This window comes from Amphritea atlantica (genome assembly GCF_018860855.1).
Lineage (GTDB): Bacteria > Pseudomonadota > Gammaproteobacteria > Pseudomonadales > Balneatricaceae > Amphritea > Amphritea atlantica_A.
In genome coordinates, this window is the sequence record NZ_JAHKQE010000002.1 from 87863 (window position 1) to 107704 (window position 19842).

The window sequence follows — 19842 nt, forward strand, 5'->3', positions numbered from 1 at the left end:
AGGTTGAAAATAGCGCGTAATAATACACTTTATTGACCCAAAGGTTAAAAACCCCTGACGGATCAGATCAATTTTTTACGAATTACACCCATATATGACAACACCCCCACGATTAATCTATAGTGGAGCCATCAATCTCTTTGCGATAGCTAAATAACAGCAAAATGAAAGTATCTATGCCTATACCCACATCCGTAGTAAAAGCTGCCACGCCGTTTACCGTCGCCGTTCTCGGCCTATTATTGAGCTTAACGGGCTGCTCTAGCCATCTGAGCAAAAACGAAGCCCAGCTCGAAACGCAATCCCTGCCCACCGTGGAATATCGACCAGGCGAACTCAACCGTGAAACCTTATACGATCTTATAGTGGCGGAGATTGCTGGTCAGCGTAAGGCGTTTGACCTGTCGCTGGAAAATTATTTACATCAGGCAAAGCTTACCAAAGACCCAGTCATTGCCCAGCGCGCCACCTATATTGCCCAATACCTGCAACGCCCAGATGAATTACTTGAGGCCGCTAATCTGTGGCAAATAGCCGAACCGCAAAACCCTGAACCCTATCAAATAGCAGCCAGTCTACTACTGCATCAAGGTGATTTTGCTGCAGCACTCCCTCTATTACGTAACGCGCTGAGTCAGTCCGATAAACAAACACTGGTGATCATCAGTGCTCAAGCGGAACAGTTCAGCCCCGAAGAAGCCGATGCCTACATTAGCCTACTGGAAGAGCGCGCCCAGCAGAGCACTAATGCCACACTGCTGACCACCTTGGGTATCCTTTATGCCCAACAAGGCAACAATGTTAAGGCCCTGCAACGTTTTAATGCCGCTATCAACGATGATCCAGATCACCTTGAAGCCATCATCCAAAAAACTGAACTGCTGCGCGGCCAAGGCGCCTTTCGCCAAGCGATAGCCGTGCTAGAACCCCATATGAATGCGGATCAACCGGACCAGCAGGTCTTTACTCTTTATGTGCAACTGCTGTTCCAATCGAAACAGACGAAAAAAGCCGTACAACAAGCATTGCTCTTGGTGGAAACCTTCCCCGAGGAGCCTCAACTAACTTTTTATACAGCCCTACTGTTACTGGAAAATAATCAGGTAGTGCAAAGCCGCAACATTATGCTGGCACTGCTACAGCAGTATCCGGACAATACGACACCGCATTACTATCTCGGTCTGATTGATCAACACGATGGAAATCGCGACGCCGCTATTGATCACTTTATAAAAGTCAAAGATAACAACAACATTCTGCCATCCTACCGGCGTATCGCAGCACTGCTCGACCACCCAAGCGATCGCAGCCAACTGCAAACAATTCTGCAGAATGCCCGCAACAGCATGCCTGAACTTGATGTTCCTCTTTATATCATCGAAGCCGAATGGCTGAACCTGCATGACTTTAAGGATCTTGCCCTCAGCGTTCTTGATGAAGCGCTGCAGCAACACAGCACTAACTCTAGTCTACTCTACAGCCGCGCCATGACTCTGCCGCCTCAGGATATCGACCTGATAGAGAAAGACCTGCGGCAAGTATTAAAGCTAGAGCCGGATAACAGCATGGCACTCAATGCACTGGGGTACACACTATCCCTGTATACAGACCGTTTTGATGAAGCCTATGAACTGGTCAACAGTGCATTAATCATATCCCCTAATGACCCTTCGATTCTCGACAGCATGGGCTGGATCCTTTTGAAGCAAGGCAAACCCAAAGCGGCCGTCGATTTCTTACAACAAGCTTACCAACGCTTTCCCGACCCTGAAGTCAGCGCTCACCTAATTCAGGCCTATCATGCCGCCGGTGACCAACAAACCGCCCTCGCACTGTTAAAAAAAGAGCAGATCAAGCATCCCGGTAATGAATTTTTACAGGAAGCAGCGCAGTCGATTAACGCGCCTCAGGATTAAACCATGCGCTTACGAATTCTTTGTATCATGGCGTTTTTGCTGCTGTCAGGCTGTTCGACCCTGACACCACAACCGACACCGCTCACTGAACGCCCTTGGAATGAGCACTATCAGCAACTGCAATCGCTCAATACCTGGCAACTTAAGGGCAAGATAGGCATTCGCGCCCCCGATGAAAATCACAGCGCTAGCCTGTATTGGGAACAATCTCCACAACACTACCAAATAGAGCTCACCGGCCCGCTCGGCCAAGGTGGCGCCCGCATAGAAGGTAATGACCAAGGTATCAGCATTGATATTGCTGGCGAGGAGCCTCTTTGGGCTCCTTCCGCCGAACAATTAATGGAAGATACCCTCGGCTGGCAGTTTCCGGTGCAAGATTTACGCTACTGGGTTTTGGGCATTCCCGCCCCCAGCAACCCCTTCGAACTTAGTTTATCTCAGCAGCTCGCCGACGAAATCATCCAGAACGGCTGGGAAATCAAGTACTTGCGATACAATCATCAAACTGACTACCCATTGCCTGAAAAGCTAACCATCAGCCGCGATAATCTCCGACTGACCATTATCGCGAAAGAGTGGCAAATACCACACTAAAATCAGTTCTTTTCGGCGTCATTCATTTGACTTTAACTCACGCATCTAGGAAAATACGCGCCTCATTTACGGGCCAGATCCGTGAATCAGAATTACTGGGGTATCGCCAAGCGGTAAGGCAACGGGTTTTGATCTCGTCATGCGGAGGTTCGAATCCTCCTACCCCAGCCATATTTAAGTCTGAGCGTTTTTATCATAGCTTCGATTTTAAAGAACTTGGCCGGGAAGCGGCTCCTGAGCCTTTATTTTGAGGTTTAAATAGAGTGCAAGCCCCGCCAAATAAGATGAACGAATCTCAATTAAACGACTGCAGATCCGAGAAGGTAGACACCGTGCCTAAAATGATGGTCTTCACTGGCAATGCAAACCGCCAGCTGGCTGAAAAAGTTGTAGAACGCCTCGATATTCCAATGGGCGAAGCCACCGTAACCAAATTCAGCGATGGCGAAATCAGCGTTGAGATTCATGCGAACGCCCGTGGTAAAGACGTTTTTATCGTCCAATCTACCTGCGCGCCAACCAACGATAACCTGATGGAACTGATCGTCATGGCTGACGCTCTGCGTCGTGGCTCTGCCAGTCGGATTACCGCGGTTATTCCTTATTATGGTTATGCTCGCCAAGACCGCCGTCCTCGCTCTGCCCGAGTCGCTATCAGCGCTAAGGTAGTGGCCGACATGCTAGCGGGTGTTGGTATTGACCGAGTATTAACCGTCGATCTTCACGCCGACCAAATCCAGGGTTTCTTTGATGTCCCTGTTGATAACGTTTACGGCTCACCTGTGCTGCTAGATGAGATCGCTCGTCAATGCTACGACAACCCTATTGTCGTCTCGCCGGATGTGGGTGGTGTTGTCCGTGCACGTGCGGTTGCTAAGCAACTGGGTTGTGATCTAGCCATTATCGATAAGCGTCGTGAGAAAGCCAACGAAGCGCAGGTAATGAACCTAATCGGTGATGTTAAAGGTCGGACCTGCATCCTCGTTGATGACATGTGTGATACCGCCGGTACGCTCTGTAAAGCTGCTGCGGCACTGAAAGCCAATGGCGCAGACAAAGTCGTTGCATACGCGACTCATGCCGTACTGTCTGGCGCAGCGATCAGTAATATCACTGGTTCAGATCTCGACGAACTGGTTGTGACCGACACTATTCCGCTGAGCGAAGCCGCGCAGCAATGCAGTCAGATCCGTCAGCTAACGCTGGCGCCGATGCTGGCCGAAGCAGTACGTCGCGTCTGCAACGAAGAATCTATTAGCGCAATGTTCCGTTAAGCCCACGAGCTTAGCGGTAGCTGATAAACATCCCATACGGGAAAACGTGCCCATTTAGGGCTTACTGAAATAACTGCAAAGACCTGGTCGCAAGGTGTTTGCAGTTTTGTTTTTATTGAAGGTATCAAAATGACCGATTTCGTATTGAATGCACAGCCTCGTACTGACGAAGGGAAAGGTGCGAGCCGCCGCCTACGTCATGCTGGTTTTGTTCCTGCTGTAGTTTACGGCGGAGACAAACGTAAAAAGCCTGTGTCTATCTCTCTGGAAAACCGCGTACTGGTTAAACAGCTTGAAGATCAAAGCTTCTTCTCTTCTATCCTGACACTGAACCTAGAAGGCAAAGAAGAAAAAGTAATCGTTAAAGATATGCAGCGCCACCCAGCGAAAGATTCAGTTATGCACATCGATTTCCAACGCGTGACTAAGTCTGCGCCTATCGAAATCATCGTACCACTGAACTTCGTTAACTTTAACCAGTCTCCAGCGGGTAAAGCATCAGGTAAATTCACCATCCAGCAGAACACTACTAAAGTTCGCTGTTTAGCTGAAGATCTGCCAGAAGCTCTGGAAGTTGACCTGTCAGGCGTTGATATGGATCAGGTTATTCACCTGTCTAGCGTATCTCTGCCTAAAGGTGTTGAGATTGTACAATTGCGTCGCGGTTCTGATCGTGACCAAGGTATTGCTCAGGCTTACGCTCCACGCGCAGCTAAAGCAGGCGCTTAATAGCTAAACCACAGGCTCCGGTATGCAAGACCAGATACAACTGATCGTAGGCTTGGGAAATCCCGGCCAAAAATATGACCAGACCCGTCACAACGCCGGAGCCGACTTCGTTGGGCAGCTTGCTGCCCGACATCTTATCCAACTCAAGCCAGAAACCAAGTTTCACGGCCTGTATGGAAAGATCAGTCTGAATGGCAAAGCTGTTCACCTGCTGATCCCTACAACCTTTATGAATCTCAGTGGCCAGGCAGTTGCCTCACTGGCTAACTTTTATAAGATTCCTGCTGAAAATATTCTTGTCGCCCACGATGAACTGGATCTTCCTCCCGGTATTGCTCGCTTTAAATTAGGCGGCGGTCACGGCGGACATAACGGTTTACGCGACATCATCAGCAAGCTAGGCAACAACAAGAATTTTTATCGCTTGCGCATCGGCATCGGACATCCGGGCAGCGCAAGCGAGGTTGTCGGCTTTGTCCTCAAAAAAGCACCGTCCTCTGAATTTAACTTGACGGAGGCCGCTTGCGATGAAGCCTTACGCGTGTTGGAACAAGCCGCTGGCGGCGACTGGCACAAAGCGATGACCACTTTACACTCCTTTAAGCCGAACAACTGACGACAGGATCACAGCCATGGGTTTCAAATGCGGCATCGTAGGCTTGCCAAACGTAGGTAAATCTACTCTGTTTAACGCCCTGACCAAAGCAGGTATTGGTGCAGAAAACTTTCCTTTCTGTACGATTGAGCCAAACGCAGGTGTTGTACCTATGCCAGACCCCCGTCTGGACGCACTCGAAGCCATTGTTAAGCCTGAACGCGTATTGCCCACCACAATGGAATTCGTTGATATTGCCGGCCTCGTTGCCGGTGCATCAAAAGGTGAAGGTCTGGGTAACAAGTTCCTAGCCAACATCCGCGAAACCGATGCAATTGCACATGTTGTTCGCTGCTTCGAAGATGAAAATGTTATTCACGTTGCCAATAAGATCGACCCTATTGATGATATCGATATTATTAACACTGAATTAGCACTCGCCGACCTTGAGTCGGTTGAAAAACAGCTTAATAAAGTGACTCGTATTGCCAAAAGCGGCGACAAAGAGGCATTGAAATCAAAAGCCATCTTGGAAAAAGTGCTCGCCCAACTGGAACAGGGAAAACCGGTTCGCGCGCTTGAGCTAAATGATGAAGAGCATGCAGAGATCCTTCAGTTCCATCTGCTGACCATCAAACCGACCATGTATATCGCCAACGTGGCGGAAGACGGCTTTGAAAACAACCCTCATTTAGACAAAGTTATCACCTTAGCAGAAGAGGAAGGCGCGGCCGTCGTTGTTATCTGTAATAAGATGGAAGCGGAAATCTCTGAACTGGAAGATGAAGAGAAACTCGAATTCTTGCAAGAGATGGGCATGGAAGAACCGGGTCTTGATCGGGTAATCCGTGCAGGTTACTCCCTATTAGGCCTACACACTTACTTCACCGCAGGTGTTAAAGAAGTCCGCGCTTGGACCGTCAAAGAGGGAGCAACTGCCCCTGAAGGCGCTGGTGTTATCCACACGGATTTCCAGAAAGGCTTTATTCGCGCTGAAGTGATCGCCTATGAAGACTTTATTCAATATAAAGGTGAAGCGGGCGCGAAGGATGCCGGTAAATGGCGTCTTGAAGGCAAAGAGTACATCCTGAAAGACGGCGATGTTGTGCACTTCCGATTTAACGTCTAAAACCAACCACGAGCGAATTAGCCTGCATATCTAAGGCAATTTATCGTATAAAAAATAGCCATTCTGAAGTCATTCAGCATGGCTATTTTTTTGCTCCGCAGAAGCGAGAGAAATTAACGGTTTTTTCCCTCTAATCAGTTGACATGATTACCAAAAAAGAGAATAATTCGCGGCCTTGATAAGTGCTAAGGCAATATAGCTCAGCTGGTTAGAGCATCGCATTCATAATGCGAGGGTCGCAGGTTCGAGTCCCGCTATTGCCACCATTCACTTATCAACATTGCTGGGGTATCGCCAAGCGGTAAGGCAACGGGTTTTGATCTCGTCATGCGGAGGTTCGAATCCTCCTACCCCAGCCATTTTCTTAACACTATTTAATAGCGTTAAGAAAGATTGGTGAACATCAGGTCAACCTGATAATTATCAATCATATTTGTATAACGGTTTTTAAACCCACTGTTATATAGATGGCAATATAGCTCAGCTGGTTAGAGCATCGCATTCATAATGCGAGGGTCGCAGGTTCGAGTCCCGCTATTGCCACCATTTTGTTGCTGGGGTATCGCCAAGCGGTAAGGCAACGGGTTTTGATCTCGTCATGCGGAGGTTCGAATCCTCCTACCCCAGCCATTTCTTTCCCCTCTGCCATACTCAAATATAACACCTAACTTTTAGTTTGCACGAGAACCTTTAGGTTCGACTAATTGCGAAGCAATTTGAGACGAGCGACAGCGAAGCCCGCAGGGGACTTATCGTCATCAGACGATAAGGATCAATCCTCCTACCCCAGCCATTTCTTTCCCCTCTGTCATACTCAAATATAACGCCTAACTTTCAGTTTGCACGAGAACCTCGAGGTTCGACTAATTGCGAAGCAATTTGAGACGAGCGACAGCGAAGCCCGCAGGGAACTTATCGTCATCAGACGATAAGGATCAATCCTCCTACCCCAGCCATTTCTTGCTTTATCTCTCTGCTCAACAAACACCCCTATCTTCAGTTCCCAACAGTAGGTTCACGCGCAACCATCATGTTATGTCAGGTGGAACATCCACTGCTTTCAATCTCTACTTTTATAATTCAACCGCTGATATTCATCGCTGACAGAGTGACTCAAAGCAGATACACTCGTATGTACATAGGGAGTTTTAACCGCAGAAGAATACAATGAATGATCAAGCAACAACCGGCGCTCCAAGCGGACTGTTTAAAAGGATTGTTTCAGAGAAGCGCCAGCGACTACGTAAAAATGTACATATCCTCTTTCTCAGCCTAACCGCCGAGGAAACAGACCCGATTATCACCCTGTTACGTGGCGCCAGGATGGCTCCCCGTGGGCAGCAGATACAATCGGCTGAAGAACTGAATGCAGCGCTCAGTGAGCGCTCGTGGGATCTTATTCTTAGCCCCCAGATCGAAGGCCAATTTGGCGCTAAAGAAGCCGCCCAGATTATTCACCGGCTAAATAAAGATATTCCCATCATTCAACTGGTCCCTAAAAGTAGCAGCCAAGCGCTCTTGCAAGGGCTAAAAGCACGAATGGCAACCGTCATTTCGCTGGATGAACAGGAACTGCTGTTAATTCAAATTCGGCGACAACTTGAACATCTTGAGACTCGACGGCGTCTACGCATTATTGAAGCTGAACTGGCTCAGACAGAAAAGCAGTGCCAGCATCTAGCCGATCTCGCCAGTCTGCCAATCGTTTACCTTACCAACAGCCTTGTGCCTATATACAGCAACCCTGCCTTTACGGAACTGTTCGGGTTGGAAGAAAACAACAATCTAGAACATCAAACACTGGATAAATTCACCGTTCTAAAAGATCGTGATCGCTTGAAAACAGCACTGCAAGACGCTCTCGAAAATAGCAATCACATCATCAAAACAGAGTTGAAAGCACGCCGTATTGATGGCACCAACTTTGAAGCGGCATTTACCATTCAACATGCGCACTATATGAATCAAGACTGCCTACAGGTCATGATTAGCCCCGATAGTGATGACAATGAAACAACCTTTGAAAATCTCGACCCAACTACTCGGCTATATGATGCAGATTACATTATCAATGCCTTAGAAAAAGCCGCCCACCGTGCACTGATCGGAGGGGCCGACTGTAGCCTTCTCTATATTCGATTTGATAACTACAGTGCATTGCAATCAGAGCTCGGGGTCACCGGTAGCGATATTGTGTTATCCGATGTTGCCGATCTGCTGCGTAAAAAAATCAACAAAACCCATATCTGTGCGCGACTGGAAGATGACGTTTTTGCCATTCTGTTCCACGACCCTAGCCCCGACAAAGCGATGAAGCTGGCTGAGCACCTGTGTAGCTCGGTTGCACAACTCAAGATTGATGTCGCTGGCACCAGCGTACAAACCAGCTGTAGCATCGGTGTCAGCACCATCAATGATAACGCACCTCATTATATTGAGCTGATTGATCGAGCTCGACAGGCCGCTGATGAAGCGCGCAATAATGGTCAGCGAGGAAACTGTGTAAAACTGTTTGAAACCCCAGAGGATGAACTGGAAGATATCAATGATTCATCTATCAAAATGATCCAAGATGCGTTGAAAAATGATAAGTTCCACCTCCTGTTTCAACCGATCGTGGCACTGGCTTCAGCTAACGGCTGGGGGAACTATGAGGTATTCCTCCGGTTACAGGAAAATGAGAACGATGAGGCGCTATCGCCCAATATATTCCTCTCCACGATGGACCATTCCGATACCAGTATTCAGATCGACAAATGGGTAATCGAACATACCTTTAGTCAAATGACAAAACAGCTAAACCATAAACAGCGCTGCCGAATATTTATTAACCTGACCGCCAGCTTTTATCAGGACCAAGACGAACTTGGTTGGATTGCCGATAAACTGAAAGAGCACCGTATTCCAGCAGAATTGGTTGTCTTTCAAATCAGTGAATCCGATTTGAGTACCAGCCAACTACAGGCCGAGCATTTCAGATTTGGTCTGAAAAAGCTGGGCTGTAAATTCTGCATCAAGCACTTCGGCATCTCTGAAAACCGTGAGTTATTACGTATTAAGCTCAAGCCAGATCTGGTTAAACTGGATGGTTCCTACATTCAAGATTTAAGTAGCTCAACCGAATCAGACAAAGCCTTCGCTTCCCTGATTAAAGACCTTAAGCACGCTAATATTAGCAATATCGCCCCCTACGTAGAGGACACTCAACTGATGGGTAAACTCTGGAAATTTGGCGTGGATTATATTCAGGGATACTATCTACAGCCCCCCTCCGAAGAGATGAACTACGACTTCTTTGAATAGCAAAAAACCGCCAACTGGCGGTTTTTTTCTTGATGCGTGCTTAACTCACGAATGTGTTATAACCGATCCCGATCACGGAAACCGATAAGATAAAGAATTCCATCGAGTCCCAGGGTAGAGATCGCCTGCTTAGCACTCTTACGCACCAAAGGCTTGGCCCTAAACGCGATCCCTAAACCGGCAATAGAGAGCATCGGCAGATCATTAGCGCCATCACCTACGGCAATGGTCTGCTCTAAACGAATGCCCTCTTTCTCAGCAATCTTACGCAGCAGCTCTGCTTTTCGCTTACCATCAACAACAGAGCCCGTGACATTACCGGTGACCTTGCCATCGACAATTTCTAACTCGTTTGCATAGACGTAGTCAAAACCCATCTTTTGCTGCAGATAATTGGCAAAGTAGTTAAAGCCACCGGATAAGATCGCGGTTTTGAAGCCCAGTGCCTTCAGCTTAGACACTAGCTCTTCTACGCCTTCGGTTAAGGGTAGGTTATGGGCAATGCGTTCCAATACCGACTCATCTAGCCCTTTCAGCAGCGCCATACGGCGTTTAAAGCTCTCAGTGAAGTCAATCTCGCCACGCATCGCCGCTTCGGTAATCTCAGCCACCTGATCGCCGACACCCGCCTCTTTAGCCAGCTCATCGATCACCTCCGCTTCAATCAGAGTGGAGTCCATATCAAACACCACTAAGCGACGGTTCCGACGGTAGATATCATCCTTCTGGAAGGCGATATCCACATCCAGATCGCTAGCGATACGCAAAAACTCTTCGCGCAGTTGAGCAGAATCAGCCGGTGCGCCTCGTACTGAGAATTCGACACAGGCACGGGTCTTTTCGCCGGTTTGCCCCTTAGAAACTTCATCGATAGACAAACGGCCTGATAGACGACTGATATTATCGATATTCAAACCATGATCAGCAGCGGTTTGAGTGACCTTGCCGATATGCTCTGCGGTAATTTTGCGAGCTAACAGGGTAATGATGTGCCGGGACTTACCCTGCTCACTCACCCAGCTTTCATATTCGCTCTCAGTCACCGGCTCAAAGCGGATATTCATATCCAGCTCATGGGCCTTAAACAAGATGTCTCGTAATAAGCTGGATGCCTCGGCTTCTTCAGGAACCCCAATCAGGATGCCCAATGACAGGGTGTTATGAATGACCGCCTGGCCGATATCAAGAATATTAATATCAAACTGGGTCAAAATATTGGTGATAGACGATGTGACGCCCGGCTTGTCTTGGCCGGAGATGTTAAGCAGGATGATCTCTTTCATGACCTATTCGCAATGCGTACTGAAGATGGGCGGATTATACCACCGCTATAATTTAATACTGTTAAAGATCGAAGCGGATACTGCATTTGAATCCGCTGTTTCACTTATTTTACCCGTGCTGACAAGGGGGATCTCTATTTCAGTAAACAGCAGAAAAGCGTTGCTACTGTTTATGTTATTGATAGATCGCCACTATGTCCGTCAATTAAACAGGCCCGTAAACCCGCTAGGGATTTGCTAATAAGACGACCTGAGACTTTTACATGCCCAGCCCAAACAATTGAGCAGTCGTCGCTTGCTATGGTTTGCTGATAGTCTGCGCGGTGCAACGAATACCCGCCGGAATGTTGCCATCTGGATTTCGCATCACTAACTGCACACGAAAAGTACCACTGGCAGAGTCAATCAAAGGATCCACGATAACCACGGTAGCGGTGTTTGCATCAATCGTCTCTGACTCAGGCTTAATCAACAACTCTTGCTTAAGCGAAACCAGCCCAAAATAACTGGCAGGCAATAACAGATCGACATGCAATGGATCTAATGTTGCAAGGGATAAGATAGGATCCGTGTTAACAAATTCACCGGCATTATTAAAGCGATTCACAACCACACCTTTAATAGGGCTGGAAACTTTACGCAACGACAACTCCTGTTGCTTCAAGCGAAGTTCGGACTTAGCAATAAGTAATTCTGTTTCAATCTCATCCCGTTCACTCGCCGTTAAAATATCGTCGTCATAAAGATCCTGATTACGTTGTGCTTTGCGCTTAGCAAACTCAGCCCTGACTTTCGCTAATTGAACACCTTCCCTTTCAACTCCCGCTTTGAGCTGAAATAGGGCTTGCCCCTTTTCAACGCTATCTCCACGCTTAACCATCACCTTATCCAGCACCCCCATCACCGGCGAACTGATCTCCACCTTTTCACTCGGCTCTAACATGCAACCCAAGGTTGACAACCTTAGTTCTTCCGCCTGAAGACTACTAAGTTGAGTAAAGAAAAGGCCTATCGCAACAATAAACATGAGAGGCTGTTTTTTCATTTTTTATCTCCAGTAAATGCCAACGTCCGTTGACGTTGAGTATCCACTTTGATGAGTTGCATACGTTGTTTGTAATGGCTTCGTGACAGTTTCTTCTGACAACTGAGCTGGATGCGATAACCCAACCGATGCGGCAACATGATACCTGTCGTGTTTATCGCCTGTATAAGTTTTCGCAGCAACGGCCCGGCCATCTTTTTAACCAACTGATCTTCAAATGATAAAATTTCACTGACAGCCCCAGGGTCTCCTTGGCGCGCACTACGACCCGCTAACTGTCTGTCTATCCTAGCAGCATCCTGAAGCTCTGTAATAACAACATGTAAACCACCTGATGCGCGAGTTTCATCCGTTAGCTTAATATCCGTTCCTCGCCCCGCCATACTGGTAGCCACCATCACCGCGCCAGGATAACCCGCCACTGAAACGATATCGGCTTCCTCTTTATCTTGCCGCGCGTTCAATATCTTGTGCTCAATCGATACGTTCGTCAGTACCTCACTAATGGCTTCCGATGAAGCAACCGAGTTAGTACCGATTAATACCGCTTGGCCTTTTGCTACCAGTTCACGGGTCACTTCAGCAACCCGTTGCCATTTTTCCTGCTCGGTTAAATACACCTCACAGTAGCCTTTTTTCCTCTGACTCTTTTTCAGCAAGGGAATCGTTTCACTGCGCAGCCGATAAACATCCAATAACTCGCCTGCAACTTCGCGAACCGTACCGGTCATGCCGCATAAATGATGATACTTTCTAAAAAAGTTTTGATAGCTTATTTCTGCGTTTGTTTCCCGAGGTTTGGTCAGCTCACAGCCCTCTTTCATTTCGATCATTTGCTGCAAGCCTTGCCCCCAACTTCGCCCCGGCATCACACGGCCGGTATACAGATCGACAATTTGGACGGCCCCTTCATCATCAATAATATAATCCCTATCCAAATGATAAACATACAAAGCGGCTAAAGCCTGCTTCACTAAGGGCTCACGATAGAAACTACTATTCCACAAGCCATCCAGCGGTTCACAGCAATCGACTAATAACTTATGCCCTGCAGCAGTCAGGTGTATCTTTGAATTTTCATCCTGCTTAAAATCGATCTCTTTTTTATACTTTGTCCCTATCTCCATCGCGGTCTTTAACAAGCGTTCTTCCCGTTGACCGAACTTTTCTTGTCCAGAGATAATCAATGGCGTTCTGGCCTCATCAATAAACACACTATCGGCCTCATCGACGATAGCAAAATGCAAACCTCGTAGTAATAAATTGTCCGACCAAGAGGCATCCCCCGTCAGTAATGAGGCTTGCTGAATACGTGTGGTTTTTCGATGGGCTAATACTAAGCTGTCTTTTAAAAAATCAAAGGTGAGTTCTTTATTGCTGCAATAGCATATATTGCAGGCGTATATTTCGCGCCGTTCTTGCAGCTCTCTTTCATGGATAATAATACCGACAGACAGCCCTAACGCCTGATAAAGAGGCAACATCTCTTCACCATCTCGCTCGGCCAGATAATCGTTGATAGTGACAACATGCACCGGAATACCGGCGAGACCTGCAGTCGCCGCAGCCAAGGTGGCCGCCAAGGTTTTCCCTTCGCCTGTCGACATCTCAGCAATGCCGCCGCGCAACATCGCTAAGGAGGTCCGAATCTGTGTATGATGGTGACGCATCCCCAATACGCGACCACTAACCTCTCTTATCACAGAGAACGCTTCGATAATCGTTGCGGTATTGATGCCTTCTAACCGTAATTTCTGACGACTAGTATCCAACGCTAACGCAAGCTCATCCGCTGTATAGTGTTCGAGCGCCGCCGAGCGTTTGAATATTGCTTTCACCATCCGCTCGTTGCGTCGCAACAACTTGCCGCCTAACTTTTTTGACCGCTCCTTTGATCTCTTCAGAAATGTATCGAGCCAATTACTTTCCTGCCATTTATATTCGTTGCGTAAGCCTGCAACAACCGGTTGTTTACTCGCATATTCAGACATCGAAGTACTCCAAGAAAGTACGACGAACCACGCGGTACAGCCTATAAATAATAGCTTCTGGCGGATGCTCAAATTTCAGATGGATACGCTCATCAACAAACACTATGGGAAAGTGCCCAAACTCCAACGCAACGATAAAGTACTGCCTTAGTGATTGCGGTGTGTCCGAAGAAGAGGAGGAAGGATCCATAATGATGCTCCCTCCCGCCGTTTCAGTCAGTATTCCACTGACAGGCTCTTTAGTCGCCGCAGGGAAAACCGACCAACTAGTGGGTGTTAACTGTGTATTAAGATCCGATGTTTGTAACGCAGATATAGCCACTGATTTATCGCGCACTAATTCAATATCAGCTTCCGGCACCATACCCAGAATCGAAACATGATCATTGGTTATAACATGGCCGATAAGATCACCACGTTTCAAAAACATACCTGACAGATCCGCTGCATTTCTGAGCGACCAAATGCCATCGGCCTGAGCATAAAGATTTAAAGATGCTAACCGTGCTTCGCTCTCTTTCAGCTCCAAATTGAGCCGTGACAGTTGATCATCATATATTTTTAACTGCACCGGATCATTCCAGACGCCTTGCCGTTCTGCACTGGACTCGAGGTACTGCTGCTGTAAAACTAATTGTTCAGTACGCAACTGAGGATTGCTACAGCTGATCAGTAAATCGCCTTTCTCAACAATAGAGCCAGGCGGCTTATGCAGCTGCTCGACAAAGCAGTTTTCCTCGGCGAGAACTCGGCGTTGATCGTCCATCTGCACCACTCCCTCAACACTGGTGGTCAACGGCAACGGCATGACACATAAAAGAAGCACAACAATACCTGCAGCCACGGGAATCATCACGGTCGGGCTGCGGCGCCCAGTGCGAATATCCGAGTCCTGCCATGCTTTTTTTAGTAGCTTAAAGTTTGGCACGATTAAAGTACCAATCAGCGCCCAAACCGCAAGAACGATACCCACAAAGAAATATTGCTGCGCCACAAATAACACAATGGTGACCATCAAGAACATACGATAAATGTACGAGGCAAAGCCGTAAAAAAACAACCACAGTGCTTCACGCCGATCATAGGCCGGTGACGCCAAGCCACTAACGCCAAACATAAAACGCTTTGTCAGCCATCCCCAGTATTGATTCGAGCGCTGGCCAAGATTAGGTATCTCAATAAGATCCGCCAGTATGTAATAACCATCGAACCTAAGTAGAGGGTTGCCGTTCACCATCACAGTGGATAATCCAGCGATAAAGATAATATTGTACGCTATCGATTTGATAAGGCCTGGCTCAGCATTCACCCAGATAAACATCGCCACCGCAGCAATAAACAGCTCGACGATGATACCGGCAGATCCGACTAAAATACGTTGTTTCTTATCCGCAAAGGCATTGGTTGACGAAGCATCCACATAAGGCATGGGTAGCAGCACCAATAACATAACACCCAATTCGTGAACTTCACCGCCACCTCGCTTAACACAATAACCGTGTCCCAGCTCATGAATAAGTTTTATTACGGGGTAGATAAACCATAAAAGCACTAGGTTATCCGCCGCGAGCACCCGATCGGTCACATTCGAGGTTAGCTCCTCCCAATGCTGACCCACCATAACAAGCATGCCAATAACCAAGAGGCACCAAATACATAACGCCGTAAGAGAGAAGAGAGGCTTGATATATTTTTGCGTCGCAACCAAGAAACGCTCAGGATCCAGCAGAGGAATTTTAATGGATAGCGGAGACTTCAGTTTAGACATCCAGCGCGTGCGTTCGGCTTCTTTACCACGCTCAAATAATTCACTGATATCACCACTCGTATCCATACCGACGAGGTTGGCTTGATACAGGCTTGCCAGTAATTGCAGCATCTCCTCATGCGTCGGCATCTCTTCGCCTAGGCGCTGCGATGAGAGCTCCCATAACCGATCAATCGTTCGTTCGCCATTCATCAAACCAACGATAAGATAAGACTGAGGTGAAAGCCGTCTCACCTGACCGGTTACATGATCTTCAAGAACATACCAACGTTTGCCTCGATAACGGTGAGCATTAACCGTCACATGGTGCCGTAACCGCGGTTTCAATTCGGCAATTTGATACCAATCGCTGGAAAACAAATTAGCACTCATGATAATTCCCTATCTGCGCACCGAGACAACGGCACTACCCCCAGAAACGCCACAATTGAAGTTTCATCCAATCAACCATGCTGCGCGTCCAGATACTGATCAATAGACGCTCATCAACATATATCTGCGCCACCCCTTCGAGGCCGACACGTAACATCTCATCCTTATTGTCAAAATCAGCTTCAACACGATAAACCGTCGCCCCTTCGAGCACTTCAGCCATAGGATTTATACGCGTGACGGTAAACGAAAACTTCTGGTCAGGTAGAGCAGATAACACCAGCTGACCGGTTTGCCCTTGACGGATATCATTAATTCTAAATTCATCCACATACATGGCTAACCTGAAGTGACGACGGGGGGATAATTCAAATAATACATCGCCCTGTCGTAACAGAGTGCCGATTCTCTGACTCAAATCCCCCGACACAATCAAGGCATCAAATGGCGCTTTCATCACCGCCTGAGATATCTGATATTCAAGCAGCTTTATTTCAGCCTGCGCCCGCTTACCCTGAGCATTATTAATCTGCACTTGCGTGCGCTCGTTTCTCGCTAAGGCTTCTTCATACTTACGCCGCGATGTAGCCTCTTGGTTGACCCAGCTCATCAACTGCAAGCGTAATTCTCGCGTATCCAGTTCGGCTAACAACGCCCCTTGTTTTAGCGTATCCCCCGCCCTGAGTGTCGCATTCTGTAAATAACCATCATAGGGGGCAACGATAGAGCGGATCTCAGCGCCCTCGATGACAGCATCCGCGCTGATATTGTAACGGCCGGGCATCAGACTAAAAAAGAGAGATAACAAGAGCAGACTAAATAGAGTAATTTTCCGACCAAGATGACCAGGACCAAACAACAAACTTAATTGATTTTTAACACTACGATAAACGTAGGCATACAGAGGTAAACAAGACTGACGTTTCTCTTCAAGTACCACGCCGACAAAGTTAGTCAATGCTTCAGCCGTAAGCTGTTCTTCTTGGCTGAATGGCTGATCAATCGGCCGATCAAAGAGCACCGCACCGTAACAGTCTTCTTTATCAACCAGCGGTATCGTCATCAGGGCGCGCTGCCCTTTTTCTACCGCCAAAATACTATGCGCGTGTGTTACCCGGTTATGGCCATCCAGAGCGGGCCATACGATAGATTCTTGTTGATCAACGGCTTCCTGCATCGCCTGAGTCGTTAATTTAACTAACTCATGTTTCTTACTATGGCCGCTACTATTTGACTCAGAATGGACCTCTAACTCAGCATTTTTAACAAATCCGAGCACGACTCGTTCGGCGTCTAGATATTGCCCCATCAAATTTACAAAGCGCAGCGCTGCATGCTCAAAATCACGCTCGCCAAGTACATGGGCAATACTATCGATAACAATATGTTGCCGTTGATTATCTTGGGCAACCGTATTTAACAGGTTGCGAGATAAGCGTAACTCAAGCCATCCAGCGCAATACTCAATCACCGCCAATGCCTTGTGTAACTCCACTTCATCTGTAGCGCTCAGCAACACAGTAACGACCGCGCGCAACGCGCCATCGACAAAAACGGGGTAACTGCCAATATGATGTTTACCATCATCTAAAGGCATGATCAGCGGCTGTTTTGACTTCAGAGTCTCGTCCGCTGCATCCAGTAGTAATTTATCCTGAGTGCCCACTTCGGGCCAAACGGCCATCGAATGAAACTGTCCACTGTGTGCTTCATCGGCAACGACTAATGCGACGCGAACCTGGGGTAATTGACCGCACAACCACTCCAGCCAGGTAAAATGCCAATTATCATGATGGGTATCCAACAACCCATTCAGCTGCTGAATAGAGTCAGGCAACGAAGCTGTGATCTCACCCATAAATAGATTCTTTTTTTATGTGTCTAAATATAAAAATGCCCCGGCATGCCAAAACATACCGAAGCGTTTATAAACTAACCCACTCTCGATTCCTTAATTTTTATTTACGCCGGTATCATCAAGCTTACCAAAACGCTTTTCATACTCTTCCACAACACCATTCAACAGCAGCGATAAACGCTTTGCCGCAAAAGGGCTAACAATCATACGATCCGTTAATTCAATACCGACTTCTTTTTGACCTGCGCGCCATGCTTGGTTGGTACCAAACAACAGCGTCACTTCCTCGCGTGTACTGGAAACATTACACACATTGGCGTAAGTACTACGCATCTTGCTGTCGTCCCAACGAATTGTCGGTCCACTTGCTTTCTTATTTTCTACCGTATCGCCAGACATCTTAATTCCTCAATGTTTTCGTTTAAATAACTTCATGTTAAATCCTTTTTCTGCCAGATCGAATACTTCCGACTGGACTGTGCTCTTCGCAAGTCTTGCAAATCTCCCTGAATAACATTGTCTTCATTACTTAAGCGCCCAAGTCGCCATCCTCGCTGCCCTGCCACATTAGCCGCTAACAGCAGACCAATGGCCAATGAATCCGATAAGGGTTCACTTGCCGGCGCGGCATACTCACGGTCCAGCTCCGTTGCTTCACCATCAACACTCTTTTCAGAATCGCTAGCGGTTGACAGCCAAGACCTATCTTGCGCTGGCCGTTCATTCACCATAGCCACTGGAATTATGGCATCATCTGGCGCGACAGGGGCTGTAGGTTTCTGCTCTTCGACTGGTACGCTAACAGGTCTAGATGTATGACCCGATCCTCTTCGTTGCTCAACACCAAGCAGTGGAAGATTCCGCAAAAACTCTTGCAGCTCTTGATCAGACAAGCGGGAAAGCTCTTCGCCATTCAACAGTGGCGTTAAACGCAAGGCCGTATCAATACGCAGTGGTTCAGCGTCAGAGTCCCCAGAGTCTATAAAGATGTCATCATCCTCTTCTTGCGCTATATCCGTATTAACACCATAGATGCTAAACAGGCTAGAAGATATAACTTCACGGTTAGTCGGGTCAGAAACAATCAATAAAGAGGTGAAGTCTGCGGAATCCTGAATACGCGCATAGTTACCGATAATGACATCGGTGATTAAACTACCATCGTAATAATCAAAGCCACTACCACCGACCATAATGTCAAATCCGTCTCCGCCTGACAGAATGTCACTGGCGCCAAAGGTCGGTAAAGTAGACTGGAAATCCCTCAGCCCTGAATTCGCTATTGTAATATTAACAAAGTCACCAAAGATGGCATCCTCGCCCTCCTCGCCACGAATCGAATCAGAACCGGCACCACCAAGCCCAATATCGTTGCCCGCACCCAGATTAACAATGTCGTTCCCGCCTAAATTCGCATCGACATCATTTCTGATTAATACGGCAGGTTCTGAGGTAAAGTTATAATTCAGGACACCGGTATCGGCAATCACAATGTCGTTATCTGCACCAGAGTTGATAACATCACTGCCTAAGCCGCTAAAGATAATGTCATCGCCAGCATCCGTGTTGATATGGTCTTCACCATCGCCCTCGTTGCTAGTCATAATGCTTTGTAGTCGGCCCGTGTCAAATAGCACCTCACCGGTATCGCCTAGAACGACATCGTCACCGATACCCGTGACAACGCTATCCGCCCCAGGACCAGCCAGAATAACGTTATCACCATCTCCGCTTTGAATAGTGTCAGCACCACCGATTGAAGTTTCCGCTGACGTTACTCGCGTAATAACATTATCAACATAGATCAACTCACCGGCATCACCCAAGATCACATCCACACCATCGCCGGTGGTTACTCTATCGGCATTGAAGCCGCCGATCACGCGGTTACTGCCATCCCCTGCATCAATGGTATCTAGGCCGGTGGTTGTCTCATCGACATCCGTCGACAGCAAACGTACCGCCATCCCATCAACATATTG

General features: G+C 47.6%; 14 protein-coding genes and 5 tRNA genes. 12 read left to right on the forward strand and 7 right to left on the reverse strand.

All coding sequences use genetic code 11. The annotated features are described in order from the left end of the window. Nucleotides 1-176 precede the first annotated feature (176 nt). From KO512_RS00645 to KO512_RS00700, 12 genes are all read left to right on the forward strand, one after another. Nucleotides 177-1916 carry a tetratricopeptide repeat protein gene (locus KO512_RS00645; RefSeq protein ID WP_215950409.1) on the forward strand — a complete coding sequence of 580 codons (1740 nt, stop codon included), beginning with the start codon at nucleotides 177-179 and terminating at the stop codon, nucleotides 1914-1916. Between the two features lie 3 nt (nucleotides 1917-1919). Further along, the gene (gene lolB / locus KO512_RS00650) at nucleotides 1920-2513 is read left to right on the forward strand and encodes a lipoprotein insertase outer membrane protein LolB (protein WP_215950410.1); all 594 of its coding nucleotides are present in this window, start codon (nucleotides 1920-1922) and stop codon (nucleotides 2511-2513) included. 96 nt (nucleotides 2514-2609) lie between these two features. Further along, a tRNA-Gln gene (locus KO512_RS00655) sits at nucleotides 2610-2684 on the forward strand. 161 nt (nucleotides 2685-2845) lie between these two features. Further along, nucleotides 2846-3787 carry a ribose-phosphate pyrophosphokinase gene (locus KO512_RS00660; protein WP_126157759.1) on the forward strand — a complete coding sequence of 314 codons (942 nt, stop codon included), beginning with the start codon at nucleotides 2846-2848 and terminating at the stop codon, nucleotides 3785-3787. A gap of 129 nt (nucleotides 3788-3916) precedes the next feature. Beyond that, complete coding sequence (locus KO512_RS00665) at nucleotides 3917-4516, forward strand: 50S ribosomal protein L25/general stress protein Ctc (RefSeq protein WP_215950411.1); 600 nt, start codon at nucleotides 3917-3919, stop codon at nucleotides 4514-4516. Nucleotides 4517-4538: 22 nt separating this feature from the next. Further along, the gene (gene pth / locus KO512_RS00670) at nucleotides 4539-5132 is read left to right on the forward strand and encodes an aminoacyl-tRNA hydrolase (RefSeq protein WP_215950412.1); all 594 of its coding nucleotides are present in this window, start codon (nucleotides 4539-4541) and stop codon (nucleotides 5130-5132) included. A gap of 16 nt (nucleotides 5133-5148) precedes the next feature. Beyond that, the gene (gene ychF / locus KO512_RS00675; protein ID WP_215950413.1) at nucleotides 5149-6240 is read left to right on the forward strand and encodes a redox-regulated ATPase YchF; all 1092 of its coding nucleotides are present in this window, start codon (nucleotides 5149-5151) and stop codon (nucleotides 6238-6240) included. A 189-nt stretch (nucleotides 6241-6429) separates the two neighbouring features. Beyond that, nucleotides 6430-6506: transfer RNA gene (locus tag KO512_RS00680), tRNA-Met, on the forward strand. Between the two features lie 18 nt (nucleotides 6507-6524). Then, nucleotides 6525-6599, forward strand: a tRNA-Gln gene (locus KO512_RS00685). Between the two features lie 110 nt (nucleotides 6600-6709). Beyond that, nucleotides 6710-6786, forward strand: a tRNA-Met gene (locus tag KO512_RS00690). Nucleotides 6787-6795: 9 nt separating this feature from the next. Continuing rightward, nucleotides 6796-6870, forward strand: a tRNA-Gln gene (locus tag KO512_RS00695). A gap of 537 nt (nucleotides 6871-7407) precedes the next feature. Next, a complete protein-coding gene (locus tag KO512_RS00700; protein WP_215950414.1) occupies nucleotides 7408-9543 on the forward strand; it encodes an EAL domain-containing protein in 2136 nt (711 codons plus the stop codon). Between the two features lie 56 nt (nucleotides 9544-9599). Here KO512_RS00700 and serB read toward each other — a convergent pair whose 3' ends face one another. The 7 genes from serB to KO512_RS00735 all read right to left on the reverse strand — a co-directional run. Further along, nucleotides 9600-10826 (reverse strand): phosphoserine phosphatase SerB, encoded by a 1227-nt coding sequence (gene serB, locus KO512_RS00705; protein WP_215950415.1) that lies wholly within the window; start codon nucleotides 10824-10826, stop codon nucleotides 9600-9602. A 298-nt stretch (nucleotides 10827-11124) separates the two neighbouring features. Beyond that, complete coding sequence (locus tag KO512_RS00710; protein WP_215950416.1) at nucleotides 11125-11871, reverse strand: efflux RND transporter periplasmic adaptor subunit; 747 nt, start codon at nucleotides 11869-11871, stop codon at nucleotides 11125-11127. Beyond that, nucleotides 11868-13862, reverse strand: a complete 1995-nt coding sequence (locus tag KO512_RS00715) for a prepilin peptidase (RefSeq protein WP_215950417.1) — start codon at nucleotides 13860-13862, stop codon at nucleotides 11868-11870. Before KO512_RS00715 ends, KO512_RS00710 begins: the two co-directional genes overlap by 4 nt. Continuing rightward, nucleotides 13855-16002 (reverse strand): efflux RND transporter periplasmic adaptor subunit, encoded by a 2148-nt coding sequence (locus tag KO512_RS00720; protein WP_215950418.1) that lies wholly within the window; start codon nucleotides 16000-16002, stop codon nucleotides 13855-13857. The genes KO512_RS00715 and KO512_RS00720 overlap by 8 nt, the downstream gene beginning before the upstream one ends. 34 nt (nucleotides 16003-16036) lie before the next feature. Beyond that, nucleotides 16037-17860: an HlyD family efflux transporter periplasmic adaptor subunit gene (locus KO512_RS00725; protein ID WP_215950419.1), complete on the reverse strand. Its 1824-nt coding sequence runs from the start codon at nucleotides 17858-17860 to the stop codon at nucleotides 16037-16039. 93 nt (nucleotides 17861-17953) lie between these two features. Then, a complete protein-coding gene (locus tag KO512_RS00730; RefSeq protein WP_126157769.1) occupies nucleotides 17954-18259 on the reverse strand; it encodes a DUF3467 domain-containing protein in 306 nt (101 codons plus the stop codon). A 32-nt stretch (nucleotides 18260-18291) separates the two neighbouring features. Beyond that, a partial coding sequence (locus KO512_RS00735) for a calcium-binding protein (protein ID WP_215950420.1) occupies nucleotides 18292-19842 on the reverse strand: 1551 nt, incomplete at its 5' end.